Genomic DNA, 25,075 nt, shown 5'->3' on the forward strand with positions numbered 1-25,075 from the left:
AATGAAAGTTGCAATTTTTAGTAACAATGGTGGGACTTCAAATGAAGTTGCTTTAAAATTAAAAAATAAAATTATTGATTCACCTAAATTAGAAATCGATGTATTAAATCCAGAAATCGTAATATCAGTTGGTGGTGATGGAACTTTATTATCTGCATTTCATCACTATAATGATGCTCTTGATCGAATTAGATTTGTTGGTATTCATACTGGTCATCTGGGATTTTATACAGATTGGCGTGATTATGAAGTTGAACAATTGATTCGTAGTTTGGAAGAGGATAATCGTCAGAGTGTTTCATATCCACTGTTGTCGATTAAAGTTAACTATGCTGATGGTGGGGCGTATGATGAACTTTTAGCTTTAAATGAATCAACATTTAAAAGAGTTAGTAGTACCATGGTAACTGATGTATATATCAAAGATGAATTTTTTGAAAAATTCAGAGGAGATGGATTATGTATTTCTACTCCTACTGGATCGACTGCATATAATAAGGCAGTTGGTGGGGCAATTATCAATCCCCAATTAAATGCGATTCAAGTTTCGGAAATGGCATCGATTAATAATCGGGTGTTCAGAACAATGGGTTCCCCAATTATTATTCCACCTAACGAATGGATTACGCTCATTCCAGATAATAAAGAAAATAATATTTTAACTTGTGATCAGATGCTAGTTAAGGACCGTCCAATTGAATCCATCAGTTATCAAATATCTGAACAAAGAATTGCATTTGCTCAGTATCGACATACTCATTTCTGGAAACGAGTTGGGAATTCATTTATTGGTGTAAACAATAATGACAAAATTTAATTGGGCGTATGATGGGGATTCTCCCAAAAGGGTTCGGACGCTTTTAATTGAACATGGAGTAACTAGAACTTTGTTAAAGAAGGTCAAGTTTCATGGTGGTAAAATAATTGTAAATGGCGAAGAGCAGCGTGCTAATTACATGTTATCAAGTGGGGATGTCGTAACATTGGTTTTACCACCAGAATTAAATAATGACCATGTGCCAGCATCCTTTTTACCAATTGATATTGCATATGAGGATGAACATTTTTTAGTAGTTAATAAGCCGCCATTTTTATCGACTGTTCCTAACCATAATTATGCTGGAGATACTTTAGTTAATCGGGTAAAGGGATATTACTTAAATCAGCATTATTCTAATCTTAAAATTCATGTTGTTACCAGGTTAGATAAGGATACTAGTGGACTTGTGATCTTTGCAAAGCACCATCTTTCGCATTCTGTTTTGGATAAGCAGTTGAAGCAGCATTCAATTGTTAAAATGTATACCGCAATTGTTGAGGGTCGATTTGATTATCAACATGGTGAAATCGATTTACCGATTGGTAGGGATGATGATTCCTTTGTTAAAAGAATTGTTCGGGATGATGGAAAACCATCTAAAACCGAGTTTTGGCAACTTGATTATGGGAATGCTGATTCTTTGCTACGGATTCGTTTACATACAGGTCGAACGCACCAGATCAGAGTTCACTTTTCAAGTATTGGCCATCCGTTAATCGGTGATTGGCTCTATAACTCGGACAATCATTCGATGAAAAGACAGGCACTACACTGTTATTATATTAAATTTTTTAATCCATTTTCCCAACAGTTTATTGTGTGCCATGCTTCATTACCAGATGATATGCAAAACGCAATTTGGCAACAACTATAAATTAAATTCTACTATTTTCGGGAGGAATCAAAATGGCTAATCATATTGTTTTATTTGAACCATTAATGCCAGCTAATACTGGTAATATCGCAAGAACTTGTGCTGGAACCGATACAATACTTGATTTGATTGAACCATTGGGTTTTTCAGTTGATGATAAGCATTTAAAAAGGGCTGGATTGGATTATTGGGATAAGGTTAACATCAATTATCATCCTAATTTACCTGCATTTATGGATAGTTTAAAACCAAATTCTAAATTATTCTTGGTTTCTAAGTTTTCCGAACAAGATTACACCCAGCCTGATTATTCAGAATCCATTGACGGTGATTTTTACTTTCTATTTGGAAAAGAAACCACTGGCTTGCCTGAAATGTTCATGCGTAAGAATGCAGAAAAAGCGATTCGGATTCCACAGGATGATACGCACATTAGAGCATTGAACTTATCAAATTCGTGTGCAATCGTCATTTATGAGGTTCTAAGACAACAGAACTTTAACTCACTTGAAAGAACTCACACCTATGAGCATGATAAGCTAAAATAAAAATGGAACCCATTACTGAGTTCCATTTTTGATATTATTTTAAGGTGTTTTAATTATTATATAATGAGCTAGCAACGGGTAGCAGAACACCTAATACTAAAAAGATAATCATTAACCAAACAACAGTGGTAACGATTTTTTGGAAGGTGCTCTTTTTCTTTTTTGCCAATTGTATCCCTCGCTTTCGGTATTTAGTAACTTAAATATAAGTTTACAGTTAGATAGACGGTTTTGCAACTGTTGCAATATTAATTTATGATAGGATCTGGTATTTTGTTAAGGATTATTTTTCAAATATTAATAATAATAATAACATCAATTTTGGCTGTAATAATTAAAAAGAATTTTAAATTTTCTTTTTTGAAGGGGATTAAACCAATTGATTTCTTATTACCCTTTTGGTTTTTTTATACTTATACTAACACCGTTAGTACATCCTTTTATGATTACTTAGCGTGGATTTTGATTCCATTTGTATTATTTGCAATTATTATTTTTTCGATAGAATTTTTTAAAAAGGGCGATGTAAACTGGAAAAAATCAATTAAATTAATTTGGCGGATAGGGGATATCCTTTTTCCATTTATTTGGATAGTTTCCATTTTTATAGTCTAAAAGATACCGAAAACATGTTCGGTATCTTTTTATATTTTATTAAATCTATGGAAGATGTAGTATAAAGCCCGTTATCGTGGTAAAATTTAAGCATACGATGGGGTAAATGGATAAAGCCAGTTTAAATTATCGTGTTTTAATGAATAAATTTGTTTTATTAAGGGGTATTTAGTATTGATTAAATTTGACCATCAAACTGTATTGTTAATGGAAGCTGTAAAAGAATTAAATATTCAACCAGATGGTGATTATGTTGATTGTACCCTAGGTGGCGGTGGACATAGTTCTAAAATATTACAGAATCTTTCTAATGGTCATTTGTATGCCTTTGACCAAGATCAAGTGGCAATTGACTATAATAGAACCCACCTCGCTAAATACCTTAAACAAAATGAATTGACGTTTATTCATGATAATTTCCGTAATTTGAAGCAAGACCTTAATAAAATGGGGATTTCTTCAGTGAACGGTATTTTATATGATCTGGGGGTCTCCTCACCTCAGTTTGACGATGCTGAACGAGGGTTTAGTTATCGAAAGAACGCCCGTCTTGATATGCGAATGGATCAAAGAAATCCATTGGATGCTTGGAAGGTTGTTAATGAATGGTCGTATGATCAATTAGTGCGGATTTTTTTCCGTTATGGTGAAGAAAAGTTTGCTAAACAAATTGCTAGAGTGATCGAAAGAAGACGCTTAGACCAAACAATTGATACAACTGATGATTTAGTTGAAGTTATTAAAGAAGGAATTCCAGCTGCGGCACGTCGCCATGGTGGTCATCCTGCTAAGAAGGTTTTTCAAGCAATTAGAATTGCTGTTAATGATGAATTAGGAGCATTAGAAGCATCTTTGGAACAAGCTATTGACATGATTAAGGTTGGTGGGCGAGTTAGTGTGATTACTTTCCAATCACTTGAAGATCGCTTAGTAAAAAATATTTTTAAAGAAAAAACATCTATTCAAGATGTTCCCCAGGGATTACCAATAATTCCAGACAGCTTAAAACCAGATTTTAAATTAGTTAGTCGCAAGCCGATTTTACCTACTAGGGATGAAATTGAAGTCAATCATCGTTCCCATAGTGCTAAGTTAAGGGTAATTGAACGAATTAAATAAATTAATGGATAGGAGATGATGATGCTTATGATGGAAAAAAGTTTGTATATGCAAACCCCAGACGAGGGGTTATCTTCTGGTGGTGTTCAAGAAGGCAGACACGTTCGCCATTCCAGAAGCCCCAAACCACATAAAAACGCAAAAATATCTGCGATTGAGAAGGTTTTTTATTTTCTTCTTTTATGTGCACTGCTAGCTATTACATTAATTTCAATTAGTGCTAAAGTTGGTCTTACTAATGCACAACAAAAGTTACAAAATGTAAACCAAAATGTTGAAAAATTACATAACGATAATGGAAATCTAAAGCAAGAAATTAGTGAACTACAAAGTAGTAGTAGGTTACAAAAAATTGCTCAAGAAAAAGGTTTATCGCTTTCTAATAATAATATAAGGAATGTTAGAAAATGAGTAAGAAGTCATTAATTGGAAAACGAACAATTAAAAGAAATCGGAAAATATATGGGGTAGGCCTCTTTGGTTTATCCCTTTTCGTTTTTGTATTATTAGCATTTAGATTCTCATACATTGGATTTTTTAAAAATGTGAGTGATGTTAATTTAATAAAACAGGCACAAAAACTTTATACCCAAACTAGTGTTTTAAAATCAAAACGAGGAACGATCTATGATGCTAATAACCAACCGATTGCGGAGGATACTAGCACCTATTCGATATACGCTGTTTTAGATAAGAGTCAAAAAAGTGTTAATGGTAAGCCGATTTACGTTGATAATAAAAAGAAGGTAGCGCGAGCGCTTTCTAAAATATTACCAATTTCATATAAGCGGGCACTAAAAGATTTAAACCCAGCAAATAAGAAAGCTTTTCAAGTTGAGTTCGGGAGTGCTGGGCAAAACATTTCACTTACGACTAAGCAAAAAATTGATGATCAGCATTTGCGCGGGATTAATTTCATTCAACAACAATCACGTCTCTATCCAAATGGAATCTTTGCTTCACATTTAATTGGAATTGCTTCTCCAGTTACCAATGAAAAGACTGATAATACTACTTTGGTTGGTCAAATGGGGATTGAAAAAGCTTTCAATAACTATTTAACTGGGACTGACGGAATTAAAAAAGTGCAAAACGATGTCTATGGTTATCAATTACCCAATGGTGTAAAGAAGGACAAGCCTGCTAAAAATGGTGACAACATTTACACAACGCTTGATTATCGATTACAAACACTTTTAGAAACTGAAATGTCGAACGTTTATGCACAAGTTCATCCTTCCTCTATGAATGCGGTCTTGATGAATGCTAAAACTGGTGAAATTCTTGCAGCAACGCAAAGACCGACTTTTAATGCGACTAATAAACAGGGGATTAGTAATATTTGGCGAGATACATTGGTCGAAGATCAATATGAACCAGGTTCAACAATGAAGATTTTCACGATGGCTGCTGCAATTAATAGTAATCATTATAATGGGAATGCATACTATCAATCTGGTAAGTACGATATTGATGGTAATATTGTCCCTGATTGGAATCCTAGTGGTTGGGGAACGATTACCTATAACAAGGGGTTTGCGTTGTCTAGTAACGTTGCAATGGCTCATTTGGAACAGAGCATGGGGGCTAGTACCTGGTTAAATTACATTAAGCGATTTGATTTCTTGAAGAGTGCCAATACTGGCCTTTATGGTGAACAAATTGGTAGTATTCAATTTAAATATCCAATTGAACGTGCTAATACCGCATTTGGTCAAGGGATACAAGTAACTGCAATGCAAGTAATGAGAGCGCTATCAGCAATTTCAAATGATGGGAAGATGCTCCAGCCGCATATCATCTCGAAAATTGTAAATCCAAATAATGGTAAAGTTGTAAAATCATATCCGAAAAAGGTAGTTGGCGATCCAATTACGGCTAAAACAGCCAAAGAGGTTCGTGAACACATGGAAGACGTTGTTTATAAGCCTTATGGAATTGGTTCAGATTATAAAATTCCTGGATATCGAATTGCAGCTAAAACGGGAACTGCTCAAGTCAGTAACGGAAATGGTGGTTATGCATCAGGAGATGATAGTTACCTATATTCTGTTGCAGGAATGGCACCAGCTAATGATCCTAAATATGTGATGTACATTACAATGAAGCAGCCTAACTTAACTGGTAAATTAACCGCTTCACAATATTTAGCAGAAATTTTTAATCCAGTTATGAAACGAGCATTATCTGATGCAGATGAAAGTACAGCTAATAATAATAGTGCTTACGTAAAGATGCCCAATTTAACTGGCGATAGTATTTCAGATGCTAATGATAAACTAAAGGCTGCTGGACTGCAGGCAACGATTGTTGGAAGCGGTGATACAATCACTAAACAATCAATCGTTAGCGGTGAACGGGTTCTAAAAAACCGTAAGATTATTTTAATAACCAACGGACCACAAAGAATGATCAGTTTAAAGGGTTGGAGTGAATCAGATGTTGCTATTTACTGTCAGCTAACTGGTCTGAAACTAAAAGCCAGTGGTGAAGGCTCTTTACAAAAACAGAGTATTAATTCTGGTGATTTAATTGAGTCGAATGAGACGCTTAGTGTTAAATTTAATAAATAATAAGGATTGATAAAGTTATGGATTGGATTATACCAATACTAGTTAGTTTTTTAATTACATTGCTTGGAATGCCAAAATTAATTAATTATTTTAGATCTAAGCATGAAGGACAAATGATTAGAGAAGAAGGCCCCAAATGGCATGAAAAGAAGTCTGGGACTCCAACAATGGGTGGATTATGGTTTATTATTGCAATCATCATTACCAGTGTCTGCTATTCAATTTTGGTTGGCCAAATGAAGCCGACTTTACTGATCTTACTATTCATATTAGTTCTATATGGATTGTTGGGGATGTGGGATGATAGTATAAAATTGTTTAAGCGCCAAAACGAGGGGCTTAAAGCATGGCAAAAGTTTTTAGGCCAAATTATAGGTGGAATTGTATTTACATGGGTGTTTAGTGCCTATTTTCCATTAGCATTGAGAATCCCAGGAATTGGTGATATTCATTTGGGATGGTTATATGCAATTTTTATAATTATTTGGTTAACTGGGTTCTCTAACGCTGTTAATTTAACTGACGGATTAGACGGTTTAGTTTCGGGCTTATCTATTATTGCGTTTGCTGCTTATGGATTTATTGCTTATTTTCAGCATCAATTTGAGGTTGTGATTTTTTGTTCAGCAGTCGTTGGTGCAATGATTGCATTTATTATTTTTAATCATAAACCAGCTAAAATTTTTATGGGGGATATGGGTTCATTAGCATTGGGCGGTGCATTAGCTGCCGTTTCAATACTGGTTCATCATGAATTATCATTAATTTGGATTGGAATTATATTTGTAATTGAGACCCTAAGCGTTATCATGCAGGTAACATCTTTTAAACTAACTGGGAAAAGAATCTTTAAAATGTCACCAATTCATCATCATTTTGAAATGAGTGGTTGGTCTGAATGGAAGGTTGATATTGTATTTTGGCTTGTGGGTTTATTCGCAGCAATTACTGGAGTCCTATTCATTATTTAATTATTTTTGATTAACTTGGAGGCAGTGAAATGAAATCAATTAGTGATTATCAAAATAAAAATATTTTAGTATTAGGTGCTGGAAAAAGTGGTATCAATGCTGCGAATTTATTAATTCGACTAGGTGCTAAAGTTACTTTGAATGATTCACAACCAGAATCCAAACTAACCGGTTTAGATCAATTAAATCAAGCAGTGAGCTTAATAGTTGGTGGTCATCCTGACGACTTATTGGATGCACACTTTGATTTAATGGTTAAGAATCCAGGAATTAATTATGATAATGTAGTAGTAAGAAGAGCAATGGCACTAAAAATACCAATTATCACTGAAGTTGAACTAGCAAGTGAAATCAATGAGGGTGAATTGATTTGTGTGACCGGTAGTAATGGTAAAACAACCACTACTACCATGATTACTAAAATGTTAAATCAGGAACGTAACGCTGGTAAGGCATATTCTGTCGGAAACATCGGAATTTCTGCTTCTAAAGTTGCTGAACAAACAACGCCGACTGATACGGTAGTTATGGAAATTTCTAGTTTTATGTTGCTCGGTATTACTAAATTACATCCTCACATTGCCGTTCTAACTAATATTTTTGCTAATCACTTAGATTACCATAAAACACGTGAAAATTACGTTAAAGCTAAGATGCGCATTACAATGAATCAAAATGCTGATGATTTTTTTGTGGTTAATTTTGATTCAGAAGAATTACAAACGTTAAGTCAACAAAGTCATGCTCAAATTGTTCCGTTCTCTAGACTAGCAAAATCTAAGGATGGTGCATACGCAGAAGATGGGCGGCTATATTTTAAGCATGATTATATTATGGATGCTGATGAAATCAGGATTCCAGGTGAACAAAACGTTGAAAATGCACTAGCAGCAATTGCAGTAGCTAAAATTATGGGAAAATCAAATCAAGCAATTAAGCATGTTTTAACTACATTTGGAGGCGTTCGACATCGGGTTCAATATGTTTTAACCGCAGATGGCAGAAAGTTTTATAATGACTCAAAGGCAACTGATATTGAGGCTACCCAAATGGCTTTAAGAGGTTTTAATGATCCAATCGTGCTACTAGCTGGTGGGTTAGATCGGGGCTATACATTTGATAAGTTAATTCCTGATTTATCGAAACACGTTAAGGGCATTGTGTTATTTGGTGAAACTAAACATTTATTAGCTGATGCTGCTAAACAGGCTCAAGTTCCACAAATTAAATTGGTTGATACTTTAGATGATGCAGTGCCAGCCGCTTATGAAATGAGTAACCCCGGTGATATTGTCCTGCTTTCGCCAGCTAATGCTAGTTGGGATCAATTTAAGACGTTTGAGGTTCGTGGAGATGAATTTATAAGGGATGTTGAGAAACTAACTGGAAAACAGGAGGAAAAATAATGCGCTTGATTGTATCTGGTGGTGGAACTGGTGGTCATATTTATCCAGCACTAGCGTTAATTGAAGAAGTAAAAAAACAAGCCCCTGATTCTGAAATTCTTTATATCGGTTCTACGCGTGGACTTGAAAAAAATATTGTCCCACAAAAAGGGATTCCATTTAAGGAACTTAAGATTCAAGGCTTTAAAAGGTCATTGTCACTTGAAAACTTTAAAACAGTTGGTTTATTCTTGAAAAGTGTCCATGATTCGAAAAAAATTATTAAGCAATTCAAACCTGACATGGTCATTGGGACTGGTGGATATGTTTCTGGTGCCGTAGTCTATGCTGCTCATAAGATGCACATTAAAACTATGATTCACGAACAAAATAGCATTGTTGGGCTAACGAATCGTTTTTTGGCCAGGTATGTAGACAAAATTGGAATTGCCTTTCATGCTGCAGCAAAGGAATTTCCTAAGGACAAGGTCGTTTTTGTTGGTAATCCCAGAGCCCAACAAGCTGCTAGTGTGGTAAGTCATTTTAATTGGTCTGAATATGGATTAAAGGATAATGTACCAACTGTTTTAATTTTTGGTGGGAGCCAAGGAGCTTTGAAAATCAATGAATCAACAATTGGTGCAATGCAGGCATTTAGTCAAAGAAGTTATCAAGTACTGTTTGTTACTGGCCAGAATCGATATGAGACGGTTTCAGAAGAACTAGGTAAACATAAATTAGGAGCCAACATCGTTATTAAACCTTATATTTCTAACATGCCAGAAATGCTACCCAAGGTGGATTTGATCGTTGGTCGAGCTGGAGCAACTAGTCTTGCTGAAATTACTGCAATTGGGATTCCTGCAATTTTAATTCCTAGTCCTTACGTTACCGCTGATCATCAAACCAAAAATGCAAAGAGTTTAGTTGATAACGGTGCTGCTTTAATGATTACAGAGGATGATTTAAATGCTCAGACGTTGGTACAAAATATTGATAAATTAATGCATGATGATAAAAAAAGATTGGAAATGGCCCAGAAATCCAAAGAAATTGGGGTTCCTGATGCGGCCACTAAATTATATAAGGTAATGTGTACTGTTATTGATGCTTAATTTAGAGAGGAGTTTGTTAGATGGTTAAAAAAATAAAATTTGATCAAAATGATTCTGTTAAACAGACTCCTTGGGAACAATATCAGAAGCGTTATCAAAAGAGTCAAAAGATAAAGAAAAGTTATTTTAGCAATAATCCACTTAACTTTAAATTTAATTTAGTGTTATTTAAGTTTAGTCTTGCTATGAGCATCTTATTGTTATTGTTACTTTTTCTTATATACTTAGTTTCACCATTAAGTAGGATTGCTGGACGTTCAGTTGAAGGGGAAAAGAAACTAAATTCTAGTGATATCGTTACCTCAATGCCAATAAAAAATGGCGATTCAGTAATTTATGCTTTTAATCATCATCAACAAATTATTAATGATTTTTTAAAGCGAAATCCACAGGTTAAGACCGCTGACTTTAAAATTACGAACTTTAATCATGTTCGGTTTAAGATAGTGGAATATGGTACAGCTGGTTATTTGTACAGCAAGGGTAAATATTATATTGTCGTTGATAATGGCGAAATAATAAATCGGTATTTACTCTCACCATCAACTAATTTGCCAATTTTCGTTAATTTCAAACCAAATAATAATTTAAAATCAATTACAATTCAGTATAGTAAATTATCCAAATCAATTAAGAGTAACATTATTAAAATTCAAAAGGATCCGACTAGTTATAATCCAGAAAGGATTAAATTGACTATGCACGATAAAAACATTGTATATGCAAAAAGTGATACTTTTGGTTCGAAAATGAATTATTATCCTTCAATTGTTTCTAAAATAAAAAAACCATCCGTGGTTAACTTAGAAGTGGGGGCTTATTCATATCCAATCAAAAGTAAAAAATAATGTTAATTCTTATTAGTTAATCTTTTGTAATTAAGCTGTTTGTGTTAAAATTATCATGATTTTAAACGATTTATTATTACTATAAATATAAATAAAATGGAGTCAATTTTAATATCAATTATTAAAAATAATCTAATACATTGGAGGTTTCCCGGCTAATATGGATAATTCAGGATTATATGTTGGACTGGATATTGGAACGACCTCAATCAAGGTTATTGTTGCTGAAGAAGTTAAGGGACAAATGAATGTCTTAGGAGTTGGAAATTCTAATTCTGAGGGTGTTGATAGGGGAATCATCGTTGACATCGATAAAGCAGCTCAATCAATTAAAAGCGCGGTAAATCAAGCTGAAGAAAAGGCTAGCATCCAAATTCAAGATGTTGTAGTTGGAATTCCCGCTAATTTGATTAAGATTGAACCTTGTAGCGGAATGGTTGCAATTTCTGATCAATCAAGAGAAATTAAAGATACGGATGTACAACAAGTTACGATTTCTGCAATGGTAAAGAACTTACCACCAGAGAGACAGGTTATTGATGCAATTCCTGATCAGTTTATCGTTGACGGGTTTGATGGAATTAAAGATCCACGTGGAATGGTTGGGGTCCGCTTAGAGATGCGTGGTCATATTATTACGGGACCTAAGACCATTATTCATAACGTTGAACGAGCAGTTCAAAAAGCAGGCTTAAACATTGAATCTACGATTGTAAGTCCACTAGCATTGGGAAAATACCTACTTGACGATGGTGAACAGGATTTTGGGACGATTTTAGTTGATTTAGGTGGTGGTCAATCTACTGCTTCAGTAATTCATGATCGCCAATTAAAGTACACTACCGTCGATAAAGAGGGTGGCGAGTTTATTACTAAGGATATTTCAGTAGTTTTAAACACTTCAATGGAGAGCGCTGAAAAGTTAAAACGAGACTACGGTTATGCTGATTCAATGGATGCTTCCGACGAAAGTAAGTTTCCAGTTGATGTTGTTGGCCAAAGTCAGTCTTCTCAAATATCAGAAAAAATTCTTTCTGAAATCATCCAGGCACGCCTTGAACAAATATTTGACCGTCTCAAGCAAGGTTTAAGTAGCGTTTCAGCTTTGGGATTACCAGGTGGGATTGTACTTACTGGTGGTGTTTCAGCACTTCCAGGGATTGATACTTTGGCAGCAGATACCTTTAATAATAATGTTAAGGTATTCGTTCCAAATCAAATGGGATTAAGACATCCTTCATATGCATTGTCATTAGCTTTGGTTTCATATCGAGCTAATATGAGTGAAATTGAAGTGCTAGTTCGTTCTGTCCTAAAAAGCGGTGCAACATTTAAAGCGAATAACATTGATAATAATGTTGATTCTAATGATCACGATAATGAATTAGAAGATGGGCAGTTTGATGAAAACGAATCTTATGATGAGCCCAAATCACGTTCTAAAAATAAAAAGAAGATTGGTAAATCAATTACTAATTTTTTTCGCAACTTACTTGACGACTAATTAAACGGAGGAATTTACAATGGAATTTTCACTAGATGCATCTGAAAATAAGGGTGCCAAAATAAAAGTAATTGGGATTGGTGGCGGAGGTAGTAATGCTGTTAATCGAATGATTGCGGATGATGTAAAGGGTGTTGAATTCATCGTTGCAAATACTGATGTTCAAGCATTAGATACCTCTCAAGCTGAAACCAAAATTCAATTAGGGCCTAAGTTAACACGTGGGCTAGGAGCCGGTTCTAACCCTGAAGTGGGAAGTAAGGCAGCTGAAGAAAGCGAAGAAGCAATTGGAGAAGCCCTTGAGGGTGCCGACATGGTTTTTGTTACTGCTGGAATGGGTGGTGGTACTGGTAATGGAGCTGCGCCAATTGCAGCCAAAATTGCTAAGGATCAAGGCGCCTTGACCGTTGGGGTTGTTACCCGTCCATTTAGTTTTGAAGGACCTAAGCGTTCTCGCTATGCTGCCGAGGGTGTTTCAGCCTTAAAGGAAAATGTCGATACCTTAATCGTGATTGCTAATAATCGCTTGTTAGAAATGGTTGATAAAAAGACCCCAATGATGGAAGCTTTTAAAGAAGCTGATAATGTTTTACGGCAAGGGGTCCAAGGAATTTCAGACTTAATTACAAACCCTGGTTACGTTAATTTGGATTTTGCTGACGTTAAGACAGTAATGCAAAATCAAGGTTCAGCTTTAATGGGAGTTGGCTCTGCTACTGGTGAAAATAGAACTGCTGAAGCAACTAAGAAAGCCATCTCTTCACCATTATTAGAAGCTTCAATCGATGGTGCACAACAAGTGCTTTTGAATATTACTGGTGGGCCTGACTTATCATTATTCGAAGCTCAAGATGCTTCTTCGATCGTTGCTCAATCAACTAGTAGTGATGTTAACATTATCTTTGGGACTTCAATTGATAAGGATTTAGGAGATGAAGTTCGAGTTACGGTTATTGCAACTGGAATCGACAAGGGAAATAGTGACCATCCACAAACGACTAGAAATATTAACGCTGGAAATGCTACGACCCCTAGAAGTAGTGACCTAAACAATAATAATGTGACTAAACCTCGCCACCAATCTCAGGTCGATCCTGTTGATAATTGGGATATTAATAATCAACCATCAAATGGTAATGATCAACGGAATTCAGAAAAAGAACATTCTAGTTTTGACCCATTTGACGCTAATAATATTGACACAAATTCGAACAACAATAATGATGATTCAGATGATGATTTACCACCATTCTTCAAGTTTCGTCGTCGTAATAAATAATTCATTACTTGAGGGGAGTGGCTCTTTTGTCTGATAAATTTAAATTTAGTAAGTTTTTTGGCCTTGACGATGATGATGAGGATGAATTGCAACGGCCTAAAAAGGATAATGTTAATCAATCAACACCTCAAATTCACCATGAGAAGCCAAAACCAAATCCTTCCTTTTCGCAAAATGATAAGAAAATCGTTTCAATTCAACAAAAGCAAACCCCAAATAGTAAAATTTCAATTTTTGAACCACGCATTTATTCAGATGCTAAAAAAATTGCCGGTAGTTTAATTGATAATAATGCCGCAATTGTTAACTTTTCTCATACAGATAGTAATTCTGTGACACGGATCATTGATTTTTTAAGCGGGACTGTTTTTACTCTAGATGGCAATGTTGAACGAATTGGCAGTCGGGTTTTTCTTTTCACTCCTCACAAATTTGAAATTGATGGAGATGAGAAGAAGGGTTTAGGTGATCGCTTTAGATAAGGAGCTGGACTAACAAAATATGCTAGTTACCACTATTGACCTGATCTTTTTTATTTTAAATGGATTGATATCTATTTACATGTTAATGATTGCAGTTAGCTGTTTATTAACATGGTTACCAAACGCTTCGTTTTCAACGTTTGGTCAATTTATCGGTCGATTTGTAAATCCATTTTTACGGTTATTTAGTTTTGCAAGAATTGGAATGGTGGATATATCGCCATTAATTGCTTTAATCTTGCTCCAATTACTGCAGAGTGTTTTAGGAAGAATTGAATTCCTGGTATTAAGTTTATTATGAATGCAAATATAGAACAACATTTTAGAAAAGATGAAATTCCTTTTTTGGAGTTAATGGATGACTTGGTTAACCAGTCAATTAATGAATATCGTCCAATTTTAACTAGTTTTTTGAACCCCAGACAAGTTTATTTATTAACGATAATTGTTAATAGTCATGAAGATGTTAGTCTTTCTTGTTTCGGGGGATTACATAATTCTGAAATGAAACGGGCTTTAGTTTATCCTAGTTATTTTGAACCAACAACTGATGATTTTAGACTGTGTCTTTTTGAAATTAATTATCCAGTTAAATTTGCTAATTTACACCATAGTCAAATTTTAGGCACTTTAATTGGTTCCGGAATTGAAAGAAACGTGATTGGTGATATTCTATTTGATGGGACTCGCTGGCAGTTCGTAACTGAGGTTGAGATGGAAACGTACCTAAGAAATCAAATTGATCGAATTGGCAAGATTAAAGTCCATTTGAAGCCGTTACCCATTAATAAAATGATTGAACCATTAAATGAATGGAAAACAATCAATACAACGGCATCATCACTTAGAATTGATAATATTATTTCAAAAGGATTTAATATTTCGAGAAACATTGCCAAAGAGTTGGTTACACATGGTAAAATACATTTAAATTGGGGTGAATTTAATCGCCCTGATTATGAACTTGAAATTAATGATGTTTTATCAGTTCGTGGATATGGACGGCTTAAAGTTACGCAAATAACGGGTGTTAGTCGCCGTAATAAGTTGCGGATTAGTTTATCGATACTAAAAAAATGATCTGGGGGAATGAACATGGTATTAAGTCCACAGGATATTCATAACAAAGAATTTTCAGTTAAAATGCGCGGGTATAATATTGATCAAGTTAATGACTTTTTGGATCAAATTATCAAGGACTATCAAATTACAATTAAGCAAAATGATGATTTAAGGGCTGCTTTAAATGATACTCAAGCCAAGCTAAAACACTTTAATGATTTGCAAAATTCACTTAATCAATCAATTTTAGTTGCGCAACAAGCCGCTGATCAAGTTAAAAATAGTGCCAATGGTGAAGCACAGGTGGTCGTTAATAATGCTAATCAACAAGCTAATAATATTATTAACGACGCTAATCAACGTGCTAATCAAATCATTTATGAAGCTACCCAACAGGCAAATTCTTTAAATTCGGAAATTAGTACATTAAAGCAATCTACTAAATCATTTAGAGAAAAAATCTTACATTTACTACAGGGTCAGCTAGACTTTATCCAAAGCAGTAATTGGGATGATGTTTTAAATACTGGTCAAGATAAATCTATTAATGATTTATTGCATAATCTTGACAACTCACAATCTAAGAGTGTAGAATCAAATCAAGATTCAAATATGGTTAGTGGACCAAATCAGTTTGGTGATCCAACCGTTGTCTACTATCCAGATGGATCTTCAAGATAAATTTAATAATAATTATTGAATGGGGTAGCGAAAGTGTAAAGTTCCTTAAGCGAGTCGGAGAATGGTGAGAGTTCGACAGGATCATTTTATTATTTTCCATCAACCCTGGCTATTATACATAGTCAATTCAATTATCAAATAAGAGAATTTATATATTCTAAAATTGGGTGGTACCACGGAAGATTTCGTCCCTTGGATGAGGTCTTTTTTTGTATATAAATTCAAAAGGAGTGGATTGGAATGCGAGTAAAGGATACATTGAATTTAGGTAAGACCAAATTTAAAATGCGCGGTAACTTACCAGTAAAAGAAGTTGAACGTCAAAATGTGTGGGCTGAAAATAAGGTCTATGAACAACGCCAAAAGTTAAATGAAGGCAAGCCTTCTTTTGTACTTCATGATGGGCCTCCATATGCTAATGGTGATATTCACATGGGACACGCAATGAACAAGATTTCAAAGGACTTTATCGTTCGTTACAAATCCATGAATGGCTTTAGATCACCATACGTTCCTGGTTGGGATACTCACGGTCTTCCAATTGAACAAAAGCTTACTCAAGCTGGTTATGATCGTAAAAAAATGAGTACCAATGATTTCAGAAAATTGTGTCATGACTATGCCTTAAAGCAAGTTGACCGTCAAAAAGCTGAATTTAAGCGTCTTGGGGTTGGTGGAGAATGGGATAACCCATACCTAACTTTAGCGCCAGAATTTGAAGCTGCTGAAATTAGAGTTTTTGGTAAGATGGCAGAAAGTGGTTTGATTTACCGCGGTTTGAAGCCTGTTATTTGGTCATGGTCATCTGAATCAGCATTGGCAGAAGCCGAAGTTGAATATCATGACGTTACTTCCCCATCCGCATTTTATGGTGAAAAAGTGGTTGATGGTAAGGGCGTCTTAGATGATAATACTTATTTAGCTGTTTGGACCACTACTCCTTGGACCATTCCAGCTTCAATGGGAATCACGGTTTCAGCTGATTTTGATTACTCAGTTGTTAAACCAGAGGGTGACGATCGGAAGTTTGTTGTTGCTACTGACCTATTAAGCAAGGATGCTGAATTGTTCGGCTGGGACAATTATGAAGTAGTGAAAACCCTTAAGGGTAAGGATTTGGAATATGTTGAAGCAGAACATCCATTTGATCCTAGTCGTCATTTATTAACGATGTTGGGTGATTTCGTTACTTTAGATGCAGGGACTGGGTTAGTGCATACCGCTCCTGGATTTGGGGACGATGACTACCAAGTTGGTAAGAAGTATGGCTTAGACGTCTTCGTTGATGTTGATTCAAAGGGATACTTAACTAAGGAAGCTGGTAAGGACTTCGAAGGGGTCTTCTACGAAGATGCGAACCAAATTTCATTAGATAAGTTAAAAGAATTAAACTTAATGCTTAAGTACATGCCAATTGAACATAGTTACCCATTTGATTGGCGGACTAAAAAACCAATCATTTATCGAGCAACGACCCAATGGTTTGCTTCCGTTGATAAAATTAAGGACAAGATTTTAGCAGCGATTGATGAAGTTAAATTTAAGCCTGACTGGGGTCAAAAGCGGCTTCACAATATGATTGCTAACCGTGGTGATTGGGTAATTTCCAGACAACGGGTTTGGGGAGTTCCACTTCCAATCTTCTACGGTGAAGATGGAACCCCAATCATTGAAAAAGAAACTGTTGACCATGTTGCCGATCTATTTGGCAAGTACGGTTCAGATGTTTGGTTTGAACGTGAAGCTAAGGATCTATTACCTGAAGGCTACACTAATGAACACTCACCAAATGGTAAGTTTACTAAGGAAAATGACATCATGGATGTTTGGTTCGATTCTGGTTCATCTCACCAAGGGGTGCTTGCAGAACGTTCATACCTTACTTATCCATCTGATATGTACTTGGAAGGGTCTGACCAATACCGTGGTTGGTTCAACTCTAGTTTAATCACTAGTGTTGCTGTTTCTGGGCATGCGCCATACAAACAATTGGTCTCACAAGGATTTACACTTGATGGTGAAGGTCACAAGATGAGTAAGTCCCTTGGAAACACGATTGCACCTTCAGAAGTGATCGAGAAGATGGGGGCAGATATCGTTAGAACCTGGGTTACTTCAGTTGATACTTCTGCTGATGTACGGGTTTCAATGGCAAACTTTGTTAAGGTGTCTGACAGTTACAAGAAGATCAGAAATACGATTAGATACATGCTTGCTAATACTAGTGACTATGATCCAAAGACGAATGCGGTGCCATTTGAAAAAATGAGTGCTTTAGATCAATTTATGTCAGTAAAATTGAACCACTTTATTGCTGAAGTGAAGGGTTACTATGACAGCTATGATTTCTTGAGCATTTACAAGACCGTATTAAAGTTCGTGAATGCTGATCTATCAGCTTTCTACTTGGATATTGCCAAGGATATTTTATATATTGATGCTAAGGACAGTGCTTCTAGACGCTCAATGCAAACCGTTGTGTACAATGCAGTAGTTGCATTAACGAAGTTATTAACCCCTGTAATGCCACACACAACTGAAGAAGTTTGGCAATTCTTGAAGGAACCAGAAGAATTTGCACAATTATCAGAAATGCCAGTTCCAGAAAAATTTGCGAACGAAGATGCATTACTTACTAATTGGAATCAATTCATGAATGTTCGTGAGAACGTTTTGAAGTCGCTTGAAGAAGTTCGTGATCAAAAACTAATTGGGAAGGCTTCAGAAGCTAAGTTAACCCTTTACCTTAGTGAAAAAGATCAACAATTATTACAAGACTTAAATACCAATGTTAAACAAGTGCTATTGGTTTCTCAACTTGATGTTAAGGATTACCAAGAAGCTCCTGCTGATGCTGATAAGTACGGTGATGATGTTGCGATTACCGTTGAAAAGGCTGAAGGTAAGGTTTGTGAACGTTGTCGTTTAGTTACTCAAGATGTTGGGGCTGATCCTGACTATCCTGAATTCTGTCAACGTTGTGCCGCAATTGTTAAACAAGAATTCCCTGAAACTGCTACTGAAGGTTTCACTGAATAATCAAAAAGCTGGGAGTTTTCCCAGCTTTTTTAATTAGAAAGGAAATGATGAAATGTTACTTGGAACTGTTTTAGAATACGATAAAAATAAGGGGTTTGGGTACATTAGAGAAGCCGATAAAAATAAGTTATTTGTTCATTTTTCCGCAATTGTGGGGGATGGCTTTAAGACGCTTACGCCTGGTGAACAGGTGCAATACGTAGTTGTGAACGGTCAAAAAGGTCCTCAAGCAGCGAAGGTGCAACCAATTGAAACTAATTAAATTGCAAAGTGAATTAATTATCGCTAAAATTATAATAGTTAATGAAAATAGGTGATATTAATGAATTTAGAGGAAAAGGTAATCAAAAAAGAGCCTAAGTATCATGGTTCGATTATCGACGTTGAAAAACAAACGGTTTTATTACCTAATGGTCAAGAGGCTAGTCGTGATATTGTTTATCATTCTAAAGCGGTAGCTGCTCTTGTAATCACAGCGGATAATAAAATGTTGATGGAAACTCAATGGCGGGCACCAGTCCAGGAAGTAACATTGGAAATTCCCGCAGGTAAGGTCGATTCTAGAGATACTGGTTCTTCTGAGGAAGCGATGATAAGGGAGTTAAATGAAGAGGTTCGTTATCATGCTAAGACTCTAAAACATTTGACTGGTTTTTATACCTCGGTCGGTTTTTCGGATGAATATATGGACCTCTATTTAGCAACAGATTTACAACCAGTTAAAGACGAGTTGCCACGGGATAAGGGTGAATACTTGGGAATTAAAGAGTACTCCCTACCAGAGGCAAAGGCACTATTGAATAGTGGTAAAATAAAGGATGCTAAGACTTCAATGGCAATCCTCTATTGGGAATTACTAAGTAAGTAGGTGGTTTTAATTAGCGAGAATAACCATTTTGATTCTGATGATGATTCAAAATATCTAACCAGAGAACAGTATCGCAAACTCCGTAATCGTGAGAATAATGATACTGAAATTGGTGTAACTACTGATGATGAATTTGATGATCAAACGTTTAGTCGTCAAAAGAAACGTGAAAATCAAATTTGGGAAGATAAAGAAATGAAGCGCAATATCGCTGAGCAACGTTCTAAAAAGTTAGCTCATCGTTTGGATACGTTTATTTTATTATTTGCGTTAGGGATAATCGCCGTATTATTAGTGCTATTTTTTGTAAATTAAGGAGTGTTTTTGATGAAATACGGAATTTTATGTGCAATGGACGAAGAAATTAAGAGTCTTCATGATAATTTGGAAAATGAAACGAAAAAGAACATCAAGGGAATTGACTTTTTTGCTGGGACAATTAACGGTGAATCGGTAGTATTAGTAAAATCAGGAATTGGTAAAGTTGAAGCTGGAATTACATCTGTATTATTAGTGACTGAATTTGATGTTGACATTATTATTAACACTGGTTCTGCTGCTGGAATTGGTAAGGGATTATCGGTGGGTGACGTTGTAGTTTCAACTGAAACTGCTTATCACGATGCTGATGCAACAGCTGCCGGCTATGATTATGGTCAAGTCCCAGACCAACCAGCGCGTTTCAAAGCTGATCAATCGTTTGTTGACAAGGTAATGGCTGCAGCTGAATCAGTTGGGCTAGAAGCCAAAACCGGTTTAATTGTTTCTGGCGATCAGTTTATCGCTAGCCAAAAGCAAATTGATAATATTTTAAGCCACTTTCCAGATGCGCTTTCTAGTGAAATGGAAGGGGCCGCAGTTGGTCAAGTTGCCAATCAATTCCACATTCCATATGTTGTGATTAGAGCAATGTCCGATGTTGGTGATGAAAATGCTGATATGAGTTTTAATGAATTTGTGGTTGAAGCTGGTAAACGATCTGCTAAGATGATGTTGAACTTTTTACAGAACCAAAATTAATAAAGGGATAGGTGGCTAAATTTGAACGAAATTTATTTAGATAATGCAGCAACAACCCCAATTGCTGATGAAGTTTTAGCCGACATGAACGATAAATTTAAAAATGTTTTTGGGAACGCCTCAACGCTTTATGGTTTAGGGCGGCAATCCCATAGTATTTTAGAGGATAGTCGGCATGTAATCGCCAAAAGTATTAATGCTAATGATAATGAAATTGTGTTTACTAGTGGTGGCTCTGAAAGTGATAACACCGCTATTATCCAAACCGCTGAAGCTAGACAGGCACTGGGCAAACACATTATTACAACTGCGATCGAACACGAAGCAGTATTAAAACCATTACAGTATCTAGAAACAAAGGGGTTTAGGGTAACTTATCTTCCCGTTGATGAAAATGGTAATATTTCAATTCAAGATTTAAAAGATGCTTTAGATGATGAAACCATTTTGGTTACAATCATGAGTGGTAATAATGAAGTCGGAAGTCGGATGCCAATTCATGAAATTGGTGAATTGCTAAAGGATCATCAAGCTTGGTTTCATACTGATGCCGTTCAAGCATACGGGTTAGTTGATATTGATGTTAAGGCTGACCATATTGATATGTTGTCAACTTCAGCGCATAAAATTAACGGTCCGAAGATGATGGGCTTTTTATATCGGCAAAGTCAGATCAGTTTCCCTAGTTTTATTAAGGGTGGTGATCAAGAAATGAAGCGTCGTGCTGGAACTGAAAATGTTCCTGGAATTTCTGGCTTTGCAACTGCAGTTGCTTTGGTGGACCCAGTTGAAAAGAAGCGTCGACAAGCAAAGTATTACCACTTCAAGGAAATGATCATTAACGGGTTGACCGATAACGGAATTGATTTTGAAGTAAATGGCCAGGTATCGCATGCAAACCTAAATCACGTGTTGAATCTCTGGTTCAAGGGAATTTCCACTTACGTTTTACAAACGAATCTTGATCTGGCTGGCATTGCAGTTTCAGGTGGTTCCGCATGTACGGCAGGTAGTATTGAACCTTCCCATGTTTTAGTTGCGATGTTCGGGAAACAAAGTCCACGGATTGGTGAATCAATTCGGGTCAGCTTTGGCAATTACACAACTGAGGAAGATATTAATGCATTCATTAGTAAAACTACTAAAATTATCCATCGATTAAAAAAAGATAAATAGGGGGGATGCTCAATGGCTTTTTCAGATGTTGATCAATTCACTGGGGATGACCGTAATTTTAAAGTCAGTCCTGAAATTAAGCAATTTACGTTGCTAGACTTGGGCTTTAAAAAATTAAATAATGGCAGTTTTGTTTTAAAACAGTTACTAAGTGGTGTGAACCCCAACATTGGATTTAATTTAAAAGTATCAATTAGTAAGGATTTAAAACAGTTGAAATTAGCTGTTACCGATGCCAAGGGATTACGCAAGGTAGACCTTTTTAAGGACGACAAGCATCCTGATGATGTTGAACAGCTAAATTATCAAATTCAAAACTTAATTTTAAGAAAGGTGCTTACATTAGCCAATTAATTTGCATTTCTTTCTTTTAGTTAGTAAGATATTAAATACTGGAAATTGCGACCTTCAAATCGTGGATTCTCAGAAATCTAAAGAAATGATGGTGATAAACAAATGACCGATAATAGTAAAATTCGGGTTGTTGTTGGAATGAGTGGTGGCGTGGATTCTTCCGTGACTGCTTACGTTCTAAAACAACAAGGATACGATGTGGTAGGAGTTTTCATGAAGAATTGGGATGACACCGATGAAAATGGTGTCTGTACCGCAACTGAAGACTACAAAGATGTTGCTAAAGTGGCTTCTCAAATTGGAATTCCCTACTACTCAGTTAACTTTGAAAAAGAATATTGGGATCGGGTCTTTACTTACTTTTTAGACGAGTATAAGAAAGGCCGAACTCCAGATCCCGATGTAATTTGTAATAAGGAAATTAAATTCAAGGCGTTTTTGGACTATGCCCTAGAATTAGGTGCTGATTACATTGCAACTGGCCATTATGCTCAATTATATCGTGATGAAGATGGCCATAATCATTTGTTGCGGGCAACCGATTCCAACAAAGATCAGACTTACTTTTTAAGTCAACTTTCTGCTGATCAATTAGATCGGGTTATGTTCCCATTGGGCGGGATGATCAAGCCACAAGTTCGTAAAATTGCGCGTGAAGCAAACTTAGCTGTTGCTGATAAGAAGGATTCAGTTGGGATTTGTTTCATCGGTGAAAAGAACTTCAAGAACTTTTTGGGTCAATACCTTCCCGCTACTCCTGGTAAGATGATGACCTTTGATGGTCAAGAAAAGGGCCACCATGACGGTTTAATGTACTATACGATTGGCCAACGTCGGGGTCTTGGAATTGGTGGCGATGGTAAAGATAATCGTCCATGGTTCGTAGTAGGGAAAGACCTCTCTAAGAACATCTTATACGTTGGTAAGGGGTATGAAAATGAGCATCTTTATGCTGATTATCTAGATGCTTCCGATGCCTTTTGGGTCAATGATATCTCAGAGCGGGGAAGTGAGTTTCACTGTACCGCTAAATTCAGATATCGCCAAAAAGATTGTGGCGTTACCGTGAAAGTTAGCGCTGATCAAAAACGGATTCGGGTCATTTTTGATGATCCAGCACGTGCTGTTACCCCTGGTCAAGCAGTTGTGTTATATGATGGTAAGGAGTGCTTAGGTTCCGCCATTATTGATGCAGCATATCAAAATGAAGAAGTTCTTCAGTATATTTAAATTTTAATCTGAAAATAAAAACACCTTGCAAACGTATGGTGTTTTTATTTTATCTAAATTCAGTTTATAATGAATATGAGATATTAATTTATTAGAAATTATGGGGTAAAAAAATGAAAATTTATTTTATTCGCCACGGAAAAACTGAATGGAACTTAGAAAGTCGTTACCAGGGGGCTGGTGGAGATTCGCCACTTTTAAAATCTAGTTATCAAGAAATGGATCAATTAGCGGCCTTTTTTAAATCGATTAAATTTGAGCACGTTTTTGCAAGCCCAATCAAGCGCGCTAGATACACAGCTGAGCGGATTAGAAATCAACTTGACTTTGTGCCAAAAATTAGTTTGTGGAATCGATTAGAAGAATTTCACTTAGGCAAAATGGAAGGTCAAAAGTTTGACGATGTAAAAAAAGCGTTTCCAGAACAATTTAATAACTTTAGAGAACATCCAGAAAAGTACGATAATAGTGAAATTGGTGGTGAAACCTTTCAAGAGGTAGTAGCACGGATGCTACCCGCCATTAAGTTGATTGTTAATGATTATCCGTTAGATAACCAAAATATAATGGTAGTGAGTCATGGAGCAGCCTTGAATGCACTGATTAATTCATTGTTAGGCGAAAAGTTAGCAGACTTACGTAAGCGCGGGGGATTATCAAATACTAGTACCACGATTTTGGAGACCAATGACAATGGAAAAACATTTCAATTGATTAAGTGGAACGATACAGAATACTTATCTAGAAAGTTAGATTCAACCGATACAATTTAATCAGGAAGTGATAATAATGACTGAAAATAATGATTTGAATCAAAATCAAGAACACCAAGAGGCGGTCGCCAAGCAACGAGAAGCGAAACAAAAGGCAGCGGATGCAACACTGCATAAATTAGTTCAAGATATTGATGATCATCCGCATGATTACAGAACTTATTATGATTTAGGGACCTTTTTAGTTCAACTACGTAATTATAATCAAGCAGAAGAATTATTGATGAAGGCGATGGGGTTGTTCGCTGATCGAAGTAAAAAAGCCAAAAATACCCTAATGTACGGATTAGGAAACGTTTATTATGCTGCTGGAGAGTATGACAAGGCAATTCAACAATTTAATCAAATTGATGACCAAAAATTGCAATTTGATTCGTATCTTATGGTAGCTCAAAGTTATATGTCTAAAAAAAATTATAAGCGGGCAGTTGTATTTGCATTGACAGCACAAGGGATGCGTCGCCAGGATCCATCCGTTAATCGGATTTTAGGAGATAGCTTATTGGCACTGGGGAATTTTGCTGAATCTGCACAGTTCTTTGATGTCATTTTAAAAAATGATCCGAATGATGGAAAGGCTAATTTTGATCGTGGGCTCGTATCCATGGTGCTTGGTGAACCGTTTGACGATTACTTTGCTAAAGCTGAGCAATATGATAAAACCTATTTTGATAAGGGTCAAAGTCGGTTAAGTGATATTGAAAAATTTATTCAAGTTCAAAAAAAGAAGCATAAATAA

28 protein-coding genes are annotated in these 25,075 nt (G+C 35.8%); 27 read left to right on the top strand and 1 reads right to left on the bottom strand.

What is annotated here, in order from left to right; translation table 11 throughout:
- The first annotated feature begins 1 nt into the window (after position 1).
- The 3 genes from ACSYTJ_RS02715 to ACSYTJ_RS02725 are packed head-to-tail and all read left to right on the top strand — an operon-like array spanning position 2 to position 2,242.
- On the top strand, positions 2-817 hold the full coding sequence (locus ACSYTJ_RS02715) for an NAD kinase (RefSeq protein WP_491716090.1): 816 nt from the start codon (positions 2-4) through the stop codon (positions 815-817).
- Positions 804-1,694: an RluA family pseudouridine synthase gene (locus ACSYTJ_RS02720; RefSeq protein WP_491720067.1), complete on the top strand. Its 891-nt coding sequence runs from the start codon at positions 804-806 to the stop codon at positions 1,692-1,694. Before ACSYTJ_RS02715 ends, ACSYTJ_RS02720 begins: the two co-directional genes overlap by 14 nt.
- Positions 1,695-1,726: 32 nt before the next feature.
- The gene (locus ACSYTJ_RS02725) at positions 1,727-2,242 is read left to right on the top strand and encodes a tRNA (cytidine(34)-2'-O)-methyltransferase (protein WP_491716092.1); all 516 of its coding nucleotides are present in this window, start codon (positions 1,727-1,729) and stop codon (positions 2,240-2,242) included.
- A 49-nt stretch (positions 2,243-2,291) separates the two neighbouring features.
- On the opposite strand, the gene ACSYTJ_RS02730 is transcribed toward ACSYTJ_RS02725, so the two are convergent.
- Positions 2,292-2,411: a DUF4044 domain-containing protein gene (locus tag ACSYTJ_RS02730; protein WP_491716093.1), complete on the bottom strand. Its 120-nt coding sequence runs from the start codon at positions 2,409-2,411 to the stop codon at positions 2,292-2,294.
- 86 nt (positions 2,412-2,497) lie between these two features.
- Here ACSYTJ_RS02730 and ACSYTJ_RS02735 point away from each other — a divergent pair, with 86 nt between their 5' ends.
- From ACSYTJ_RS02735 to ACSYTJ_RS02850, 24 genes are all read left to right on the top strand, one after another.
- Positions 2,498-2,857, top strand: coding sequence for a DUF3397 family protein (locus ACSYTJ_RS02735; RefSeq protein ID WP_491720068.1), 360 nt, complete (start codon positions 2,498-2,500; stop codon positions 2,855-2,857).
- 174 nt (positions 2,858-3,031) lie between these two features.
- Positions 3,032-3,976: a 16S rRNA (cytosine(1402)-N(4))-methyltransferase RsmH gene (gene rsmH / locus ACSYTJ_RS02740; RefSeq protein ID WP_491716095.1), complete on the top strand. Its 945-nt coding sequence runs from the start codon at positions 3,032-3,034 to the stop codon at positions 3,974-3,976.
- A gap of 27 nt (positions 3,977-4,003) precedes the next feature.
- Positions 4,004-4,387 carry a cell division protein FtsL gene (gene ftsL, locus ACSYTJ_RS02745; RefSeq protein ID WP_491720069.1) on the top strand — a complete coding sequence of 128 codons (384 nt, stop codon included), beginning with the start codon at positions 4,004-4,006 and terminating at the stop codon, positions 4,385-4,387.
- The gene (locus ACSYTJ_RS02750) at positions 4,384-6,549 is read left to right on the top strand and encodes a penicillin-binding transpeptidase domain-containing protein (RefSeq protein WP_491720070.1); all 2,166 of its coding nucleotides are present in this window, start codon (positions 4,384-4,386) and stop codon (positions 6,547-6,549) included. Before ftsL ends, ACSYTJ_RS02750 begins: the two co-directional genes overlap by 4 nt.
- Positions 6,550-6,566: 17 nt before the next feature.
- The gene (mraY, locus tag ACSYTJ_RS02755) at positions 6,567-7,520 is read left to right on the top strand and encodes a phospho-N-acetylmuramoyl-pentapeptide-transferase (protein ID WP_491720071.1); all 954 of its coding nucleotides are present in this window, start codon (positions 6,567-6,569) and stop codon (positions 7,518-7,520) included.
- 29 nt (positions 7,521-7,549) lie between these two features.
- On the top strand, positions 7,550-8,926 hold the full coding sequence (gene murD / locus ACSYTJ_RS02760) for a UDP-N-acetylmuramoyl-L-alanine--D-glutamate ligase (RefSeq protein ID WP_491720072.1): 1,377 nt from the start codon (positions 7,550-7,552) through the stop codon (positions 8,924-8,926).
- A complete protein-coding gene (gene murG, locus ACSYTJ_RS02765) occupies positions 8,926-10,020 on the top strand; it encodes an undecaprenyldiphospho-muramoylpentapeptide beta-N-acetylglucosaminyltransferase (RefSeq protein ID WP_491720073.1) in 1,095 nt (364 codons plus the stop codon). The genes murD and murG overlap by 1 nt, the downstream gene beginning before the upstream one ends.
- Before the next feature lie 20 nt (positions 10,021-10,040).
- The gene (locus ACSYTJ_RS02770; protein ID WP_491716101.1) at positions 10,041-10,868 is read left to right on the top strand and encodes a cell division protein FtsQ/DivIB; all 828 of its coding nucleotides are present in this window, start codon (positions 10,041-10,043) and stop codon (positions 10,866-10,868) included.
- 160 nt (positions 10,869-11,028) lie between these two features.
- Positions 11,029-12,372: a cell division protein FtsA gene (gene ftsA / locus ACSYTJ_RS02775; RefSeq protein WP_491720074.1), complete on the top strand. Its 1,344-nt coding sequence runs from the start codon at positions 11,029-11,031 to the stop codon at positions 12,370-12,372.
- Positions 12,373-12,391: 19 nt separating this feature from the next.
- Positions 12,392-13,651, top strand: a complete 1,260-nt coding sequence (ftsZ, locus tag ACSYTJ_RS02780; protein WP_491716103.1) for a cell division protein FtsZ — start codon at positions 12,392-12,394, stop codon at positions 13,649-13,651.
- A 26-nt stretch (positions 13,652-13,677) separates the two neighbouring features.
- Positions 13,678-14,133 carry a cell division protein SepF gene (locus ACSYTJ_RS02785; RefSeq protein ID WP_491716104.1) on the top strand — a complete coding sequence of 152 codons (456 nt, stop codon included), beginning with the start codon at positions 13,678-13,680 and terminating at the stop codon, positions 14,131-14,133.
- A 19-nt stretch (positions 14,134-14,152) separates the two neighbouring features.
- Positions 14,153-14,434, top strand: a complete 282-nt coding sequence (locus tag ACSYTJ_RS02790; protein WP_491716105.1) for a YggT family protein — start codon at positions 14,153-14,155, stop codon at positions 14,432-14,434.
- Positions 14,431-15,213 (top strand): YlmH family RNA-binding protein, encoded by a 783-nt coding sequence (locus ACSYTJ_RS02795; protein WP_491716106.1) that lies wholly within the window; start codon positions 14,431-14,433, stop codon positions 15,211-15,213. Before ACSYTJ_RS02790 ends, ACSYTJ_RS02795 begins: the two co-directional genes overlap by 4 nt.
- A 15-nt stretch (positions 15,214-15,228) precedes the next feature.
- The gene (locus ACSYTJ_RS02800; RefSeq protein ID WP_491720075.1) at positions 15,229-15,876 is read left to right on the top strand and encodes a DivIVA domain-containing protein; all 648 of its coding nucleotides are present in this window, start codon (positions 15,229-15,231) and stop codon (positions 15,874-15,876) included.
- Positions 15,877-16,116: 240 nt separating this feature from the next.
- On the top strand, positions 16,117-18,915 hold the full coding sequence (gene ileS, locus ACSYTJ_RS02805) for an isoleucine--tRNA ligase (RefSeq protein ID WP_491716108.1): 2,799 nt from the start codon (positions 16,117-16,119) through the stop codon (positions 18,913-18,915).
- Positions 18,916-18,967: 52 nt separating this feature from the next.
- Complete coding sequence (locus ACSYTJ_RS02810) at positions 18,968-19,177, top strand: cold-shock protein (protein ID WP_491716109.1); 210 nt, start codon at positions 18,968-18,970, stop codon at positions 19,175-19,177.
- Positions 19,178-19,237: 60 nt separating this feature from the next.
- Entirely contained in the window at positions 19,238-19,783 is a 546-nt protein-coding gene (locus ACSYTJ_RS02815; RefSeq protein ID WP_491716110.1) for an NUDIX hydrolase, read from the top strand.
- Entirely contained in the window at positions 19,784-20,098 is a 315-nt protein-coding gene (locus tag ACSYTJ_RS02820) for a hypothetical protein (RefSeq protein ID WP_491716111.1), read from the top strand.
- Positions 20,099-20,110: 12 nt separating this feature from the next.
- Positions 20,111-20,803, top strand: coding sequence for a 5'-methylthioadenosine/adenosylhomocysteine nucleosidase (locus ACSYTJ_RS02825; protein ID WP_491716112.1), 693 nt, complete (start codon positions 20,111-20,113; stop codon positions 20,801-20,803).
- A 21-nt stretch (positions 20,804-20,824) separates the two neighbouring features.
- Complete coding sequence (locus ACSYTJ_RS02830) at positions 20,825-21,979, top strand: cysteine desulfurase family protein (protein ID WP_491720076.1); 1,155 nt, start codon at positions 20,825-20,827, stop codon at positions 21,977-21,979.
- 12 nt (positions 21,980-21,991) lie between these two features.
- The gene (locus ACSYTJ_RS02835; RefSeq protein WP_491716114.1) at positions 21,992-22,333 is read left to right on the top strand and encodes a hypothetical protein; all 342 of its coding nucleotides are present in this window, start codon (positions 21,992-21,994) and stop codon (positions 22,331-22,333) included.
- Positions 22,334-22,435: 102 nt separating this feature from the next.
- The gene (gene mnmA, locus ACSYTJ_RS02840) at positions 22,436-23,563 is read left to right on the top strand and encodes a tRNA 2-thiouridine(34) synthase MnmA (RefSeq protein ID WP_491716115.1); all 1,128 of its coding nucleotides are present in this window, start codon (positions 22,436-22,438) and stop codon (positions 23,561-23,563) included.
- A 113-nt stretch (positions 23,564-23,676) separates the two neighbouring features.
- Positions 23,677-24,336 carry a histidine phosphatase family protein gene (locus ACSYTJ_RS02845; RefSeq protein WP_491720077.1) on the top strand — a complete coding sequence of 220 codons (660 nt, stop codon included), beginning with the start codon at positions 23,677-23,679 and terminating at the stop codon, positions 24,334-24,336.
- Positions 24,337-24,352: 16 nt separating this feature from the next.
- Positions 24,353-25,075, top strand: a complete 723-nt coding sequence (locus ACSYTJ_RS02850; RefSeq protein ID WP_491716117.1) for a tetratricopeptide repeat protein — start codon at positions 24,353-24,355, stop codon at positions 25,073-25,075.

This window comes from Nicoliella sp. ESL1113 (assembly GCF_058509245.1).

Coding starts and splice junctions, on each gene's coding strand:
- mraY (WP_491720071.1), top strand. CDS start 6,567: ATGGATTGGATTATACCAATACTAGTTAGTTTTTTAATTACATTGCTT.
- ACSYTJ_RS02800 (WP_491720075.1), top strand. CDS start 15,229: ATGGTATTAAGTCCACAGGATATTCATAACAAAGAATTTTCAGTTAAA.
- murG (WP_491720073.1), top strand. CDS start 8,926: ATGCGCTTGATTGTATCTGGTGGTGGAACTGGTGGTCATATTTATCCA.
- ileS (WP_491716108.1), top strand. CDS start 16,117: ATGCGAGTAAAGGATACATTGAATTTAGGTAAGACCAAATTTAAAATG.
- ACSYTJ_RS02825 (WP_491716112.1), top strand. CDS start 20,111: ATGAAATACGGAATTTTATGTGCAATGGACGAAGAAATTAAGAGTCTT.
- ACSYTJ_RS02845 (WP_491720077.1), top strand. CDS start 23,677: ATGAAAATTTATTTTATTCGCCACGGAAAAACTGAATGGAACTTAGAA.
- ACSYTJ_RS02720 (WP_491720067.1), top strand. CDS start 804: ATGACAAAATTTAATTGGGCGTATGATGGGGATTCTCCCAAAAGGGTT.
- ACSYTJ_RS02725 (WP_491716092.1), top strand. CDS start 1,727: ATGGCTAATCATATTGTTTTATTTGAACCATTAATGCCAGCTAATACT.
- ACSYTJ_RS02815 (WP_491716110.1), top strand. CDS start 19,238: ATGAATTTAGAGGAAAAGGTAATCAAAAAAGAGCCTAAGTATCATGGT.
- ACSYTJ_RS02850 (WP_491716117.1), top strand. CDS start 24,353: ATGACTGAAAATAATGATTTGAATCAAAATCAAGAACACCAAGAGGCG.
- ACSYTJ_RS02770 (WP_491716101.1), top strand. CDS start 10,041: ATGGTTAAAAAAATAAAATTTGATCAAAATGATTCTGTTAAACAGACT.
- ftsZ (WP_491716103.1), top strand. CDS start 12,392: ATGGAATTTTCACTAGATGCATCTGAAAATAAGGGTGCCAAAATAAAA.
- ftsA (WP_491720074.1), top strand. CDS start 11,029: ATGGATAATTCAGGATTATATGTTGGACTGGATATTGGAACGACCTCA.
- ftsL (WP_491720069.1), top strand. CDS start 4,004: ATGATGGAAAAAAGTTTGTATATGCAAACCCCAGACGAGGGGTTATCT.
- ACSYTJ_RS02750 (WP_491720070.1), top strand. CDS start 4,384: ATGAGTAAGAAGTCATTAATTGGAAAACGAACAATTAAAAGAAATCGG.
- murD (WP_491720072.1), top strand. CDS start 7,550: ATGAAATCAATTAGTGATTATCAAAATAAAAATATTTTAGTATTAGGT.
- ACSYTJ_RS02810 (WP_491716109.1), top strand. CDS start 18,968: ATGTTACTTGGAACTGTTTTAGAATACGATAAAAATAAGGGGTTTGGG.
- mnmA (WP_491716115.1), top strand. CDS start 22,436: ATGACCGATAATAGTAAAATTCGGGTTGTTGTTGGAATGAGTGGTGGC.
- ACSYTJ_RS02715 (WP_491716090.1), top strand. CDS start 2: ATGAAAGTTGCAATTTTTAGTAACAATGGTGGGACTTCAAATGAAGTT.
- ACSYTJ_RS02735 (WP_491720068.1), top strand. CDS start 2,498: ATGATAGGATCTGGTATTTTGTTAAGGATTATTTTTCAAATATTAATA.
- ACSYTJ_RS02795 (WP_491716106.1), top strand. CDS start 14,431: ATGAATGCAAATATAGAACAACATTTTAGAAAAGATGAAATTCCTTTT.
- ACSYTJ_RS02790 (WP_491716105.1), top strand. CDS start 14,153: ATGCTAGTTACCACTATTGACCTGATCTTTTTTATTTTAAATGGATTG.
- ACSYTJ_RS02835 (WP_491716114.1), top strand. CDS start 21,992: ATGGCTTTTTCAGATGTTGATCAATTCACTGGGGATGACCGTAATTTT.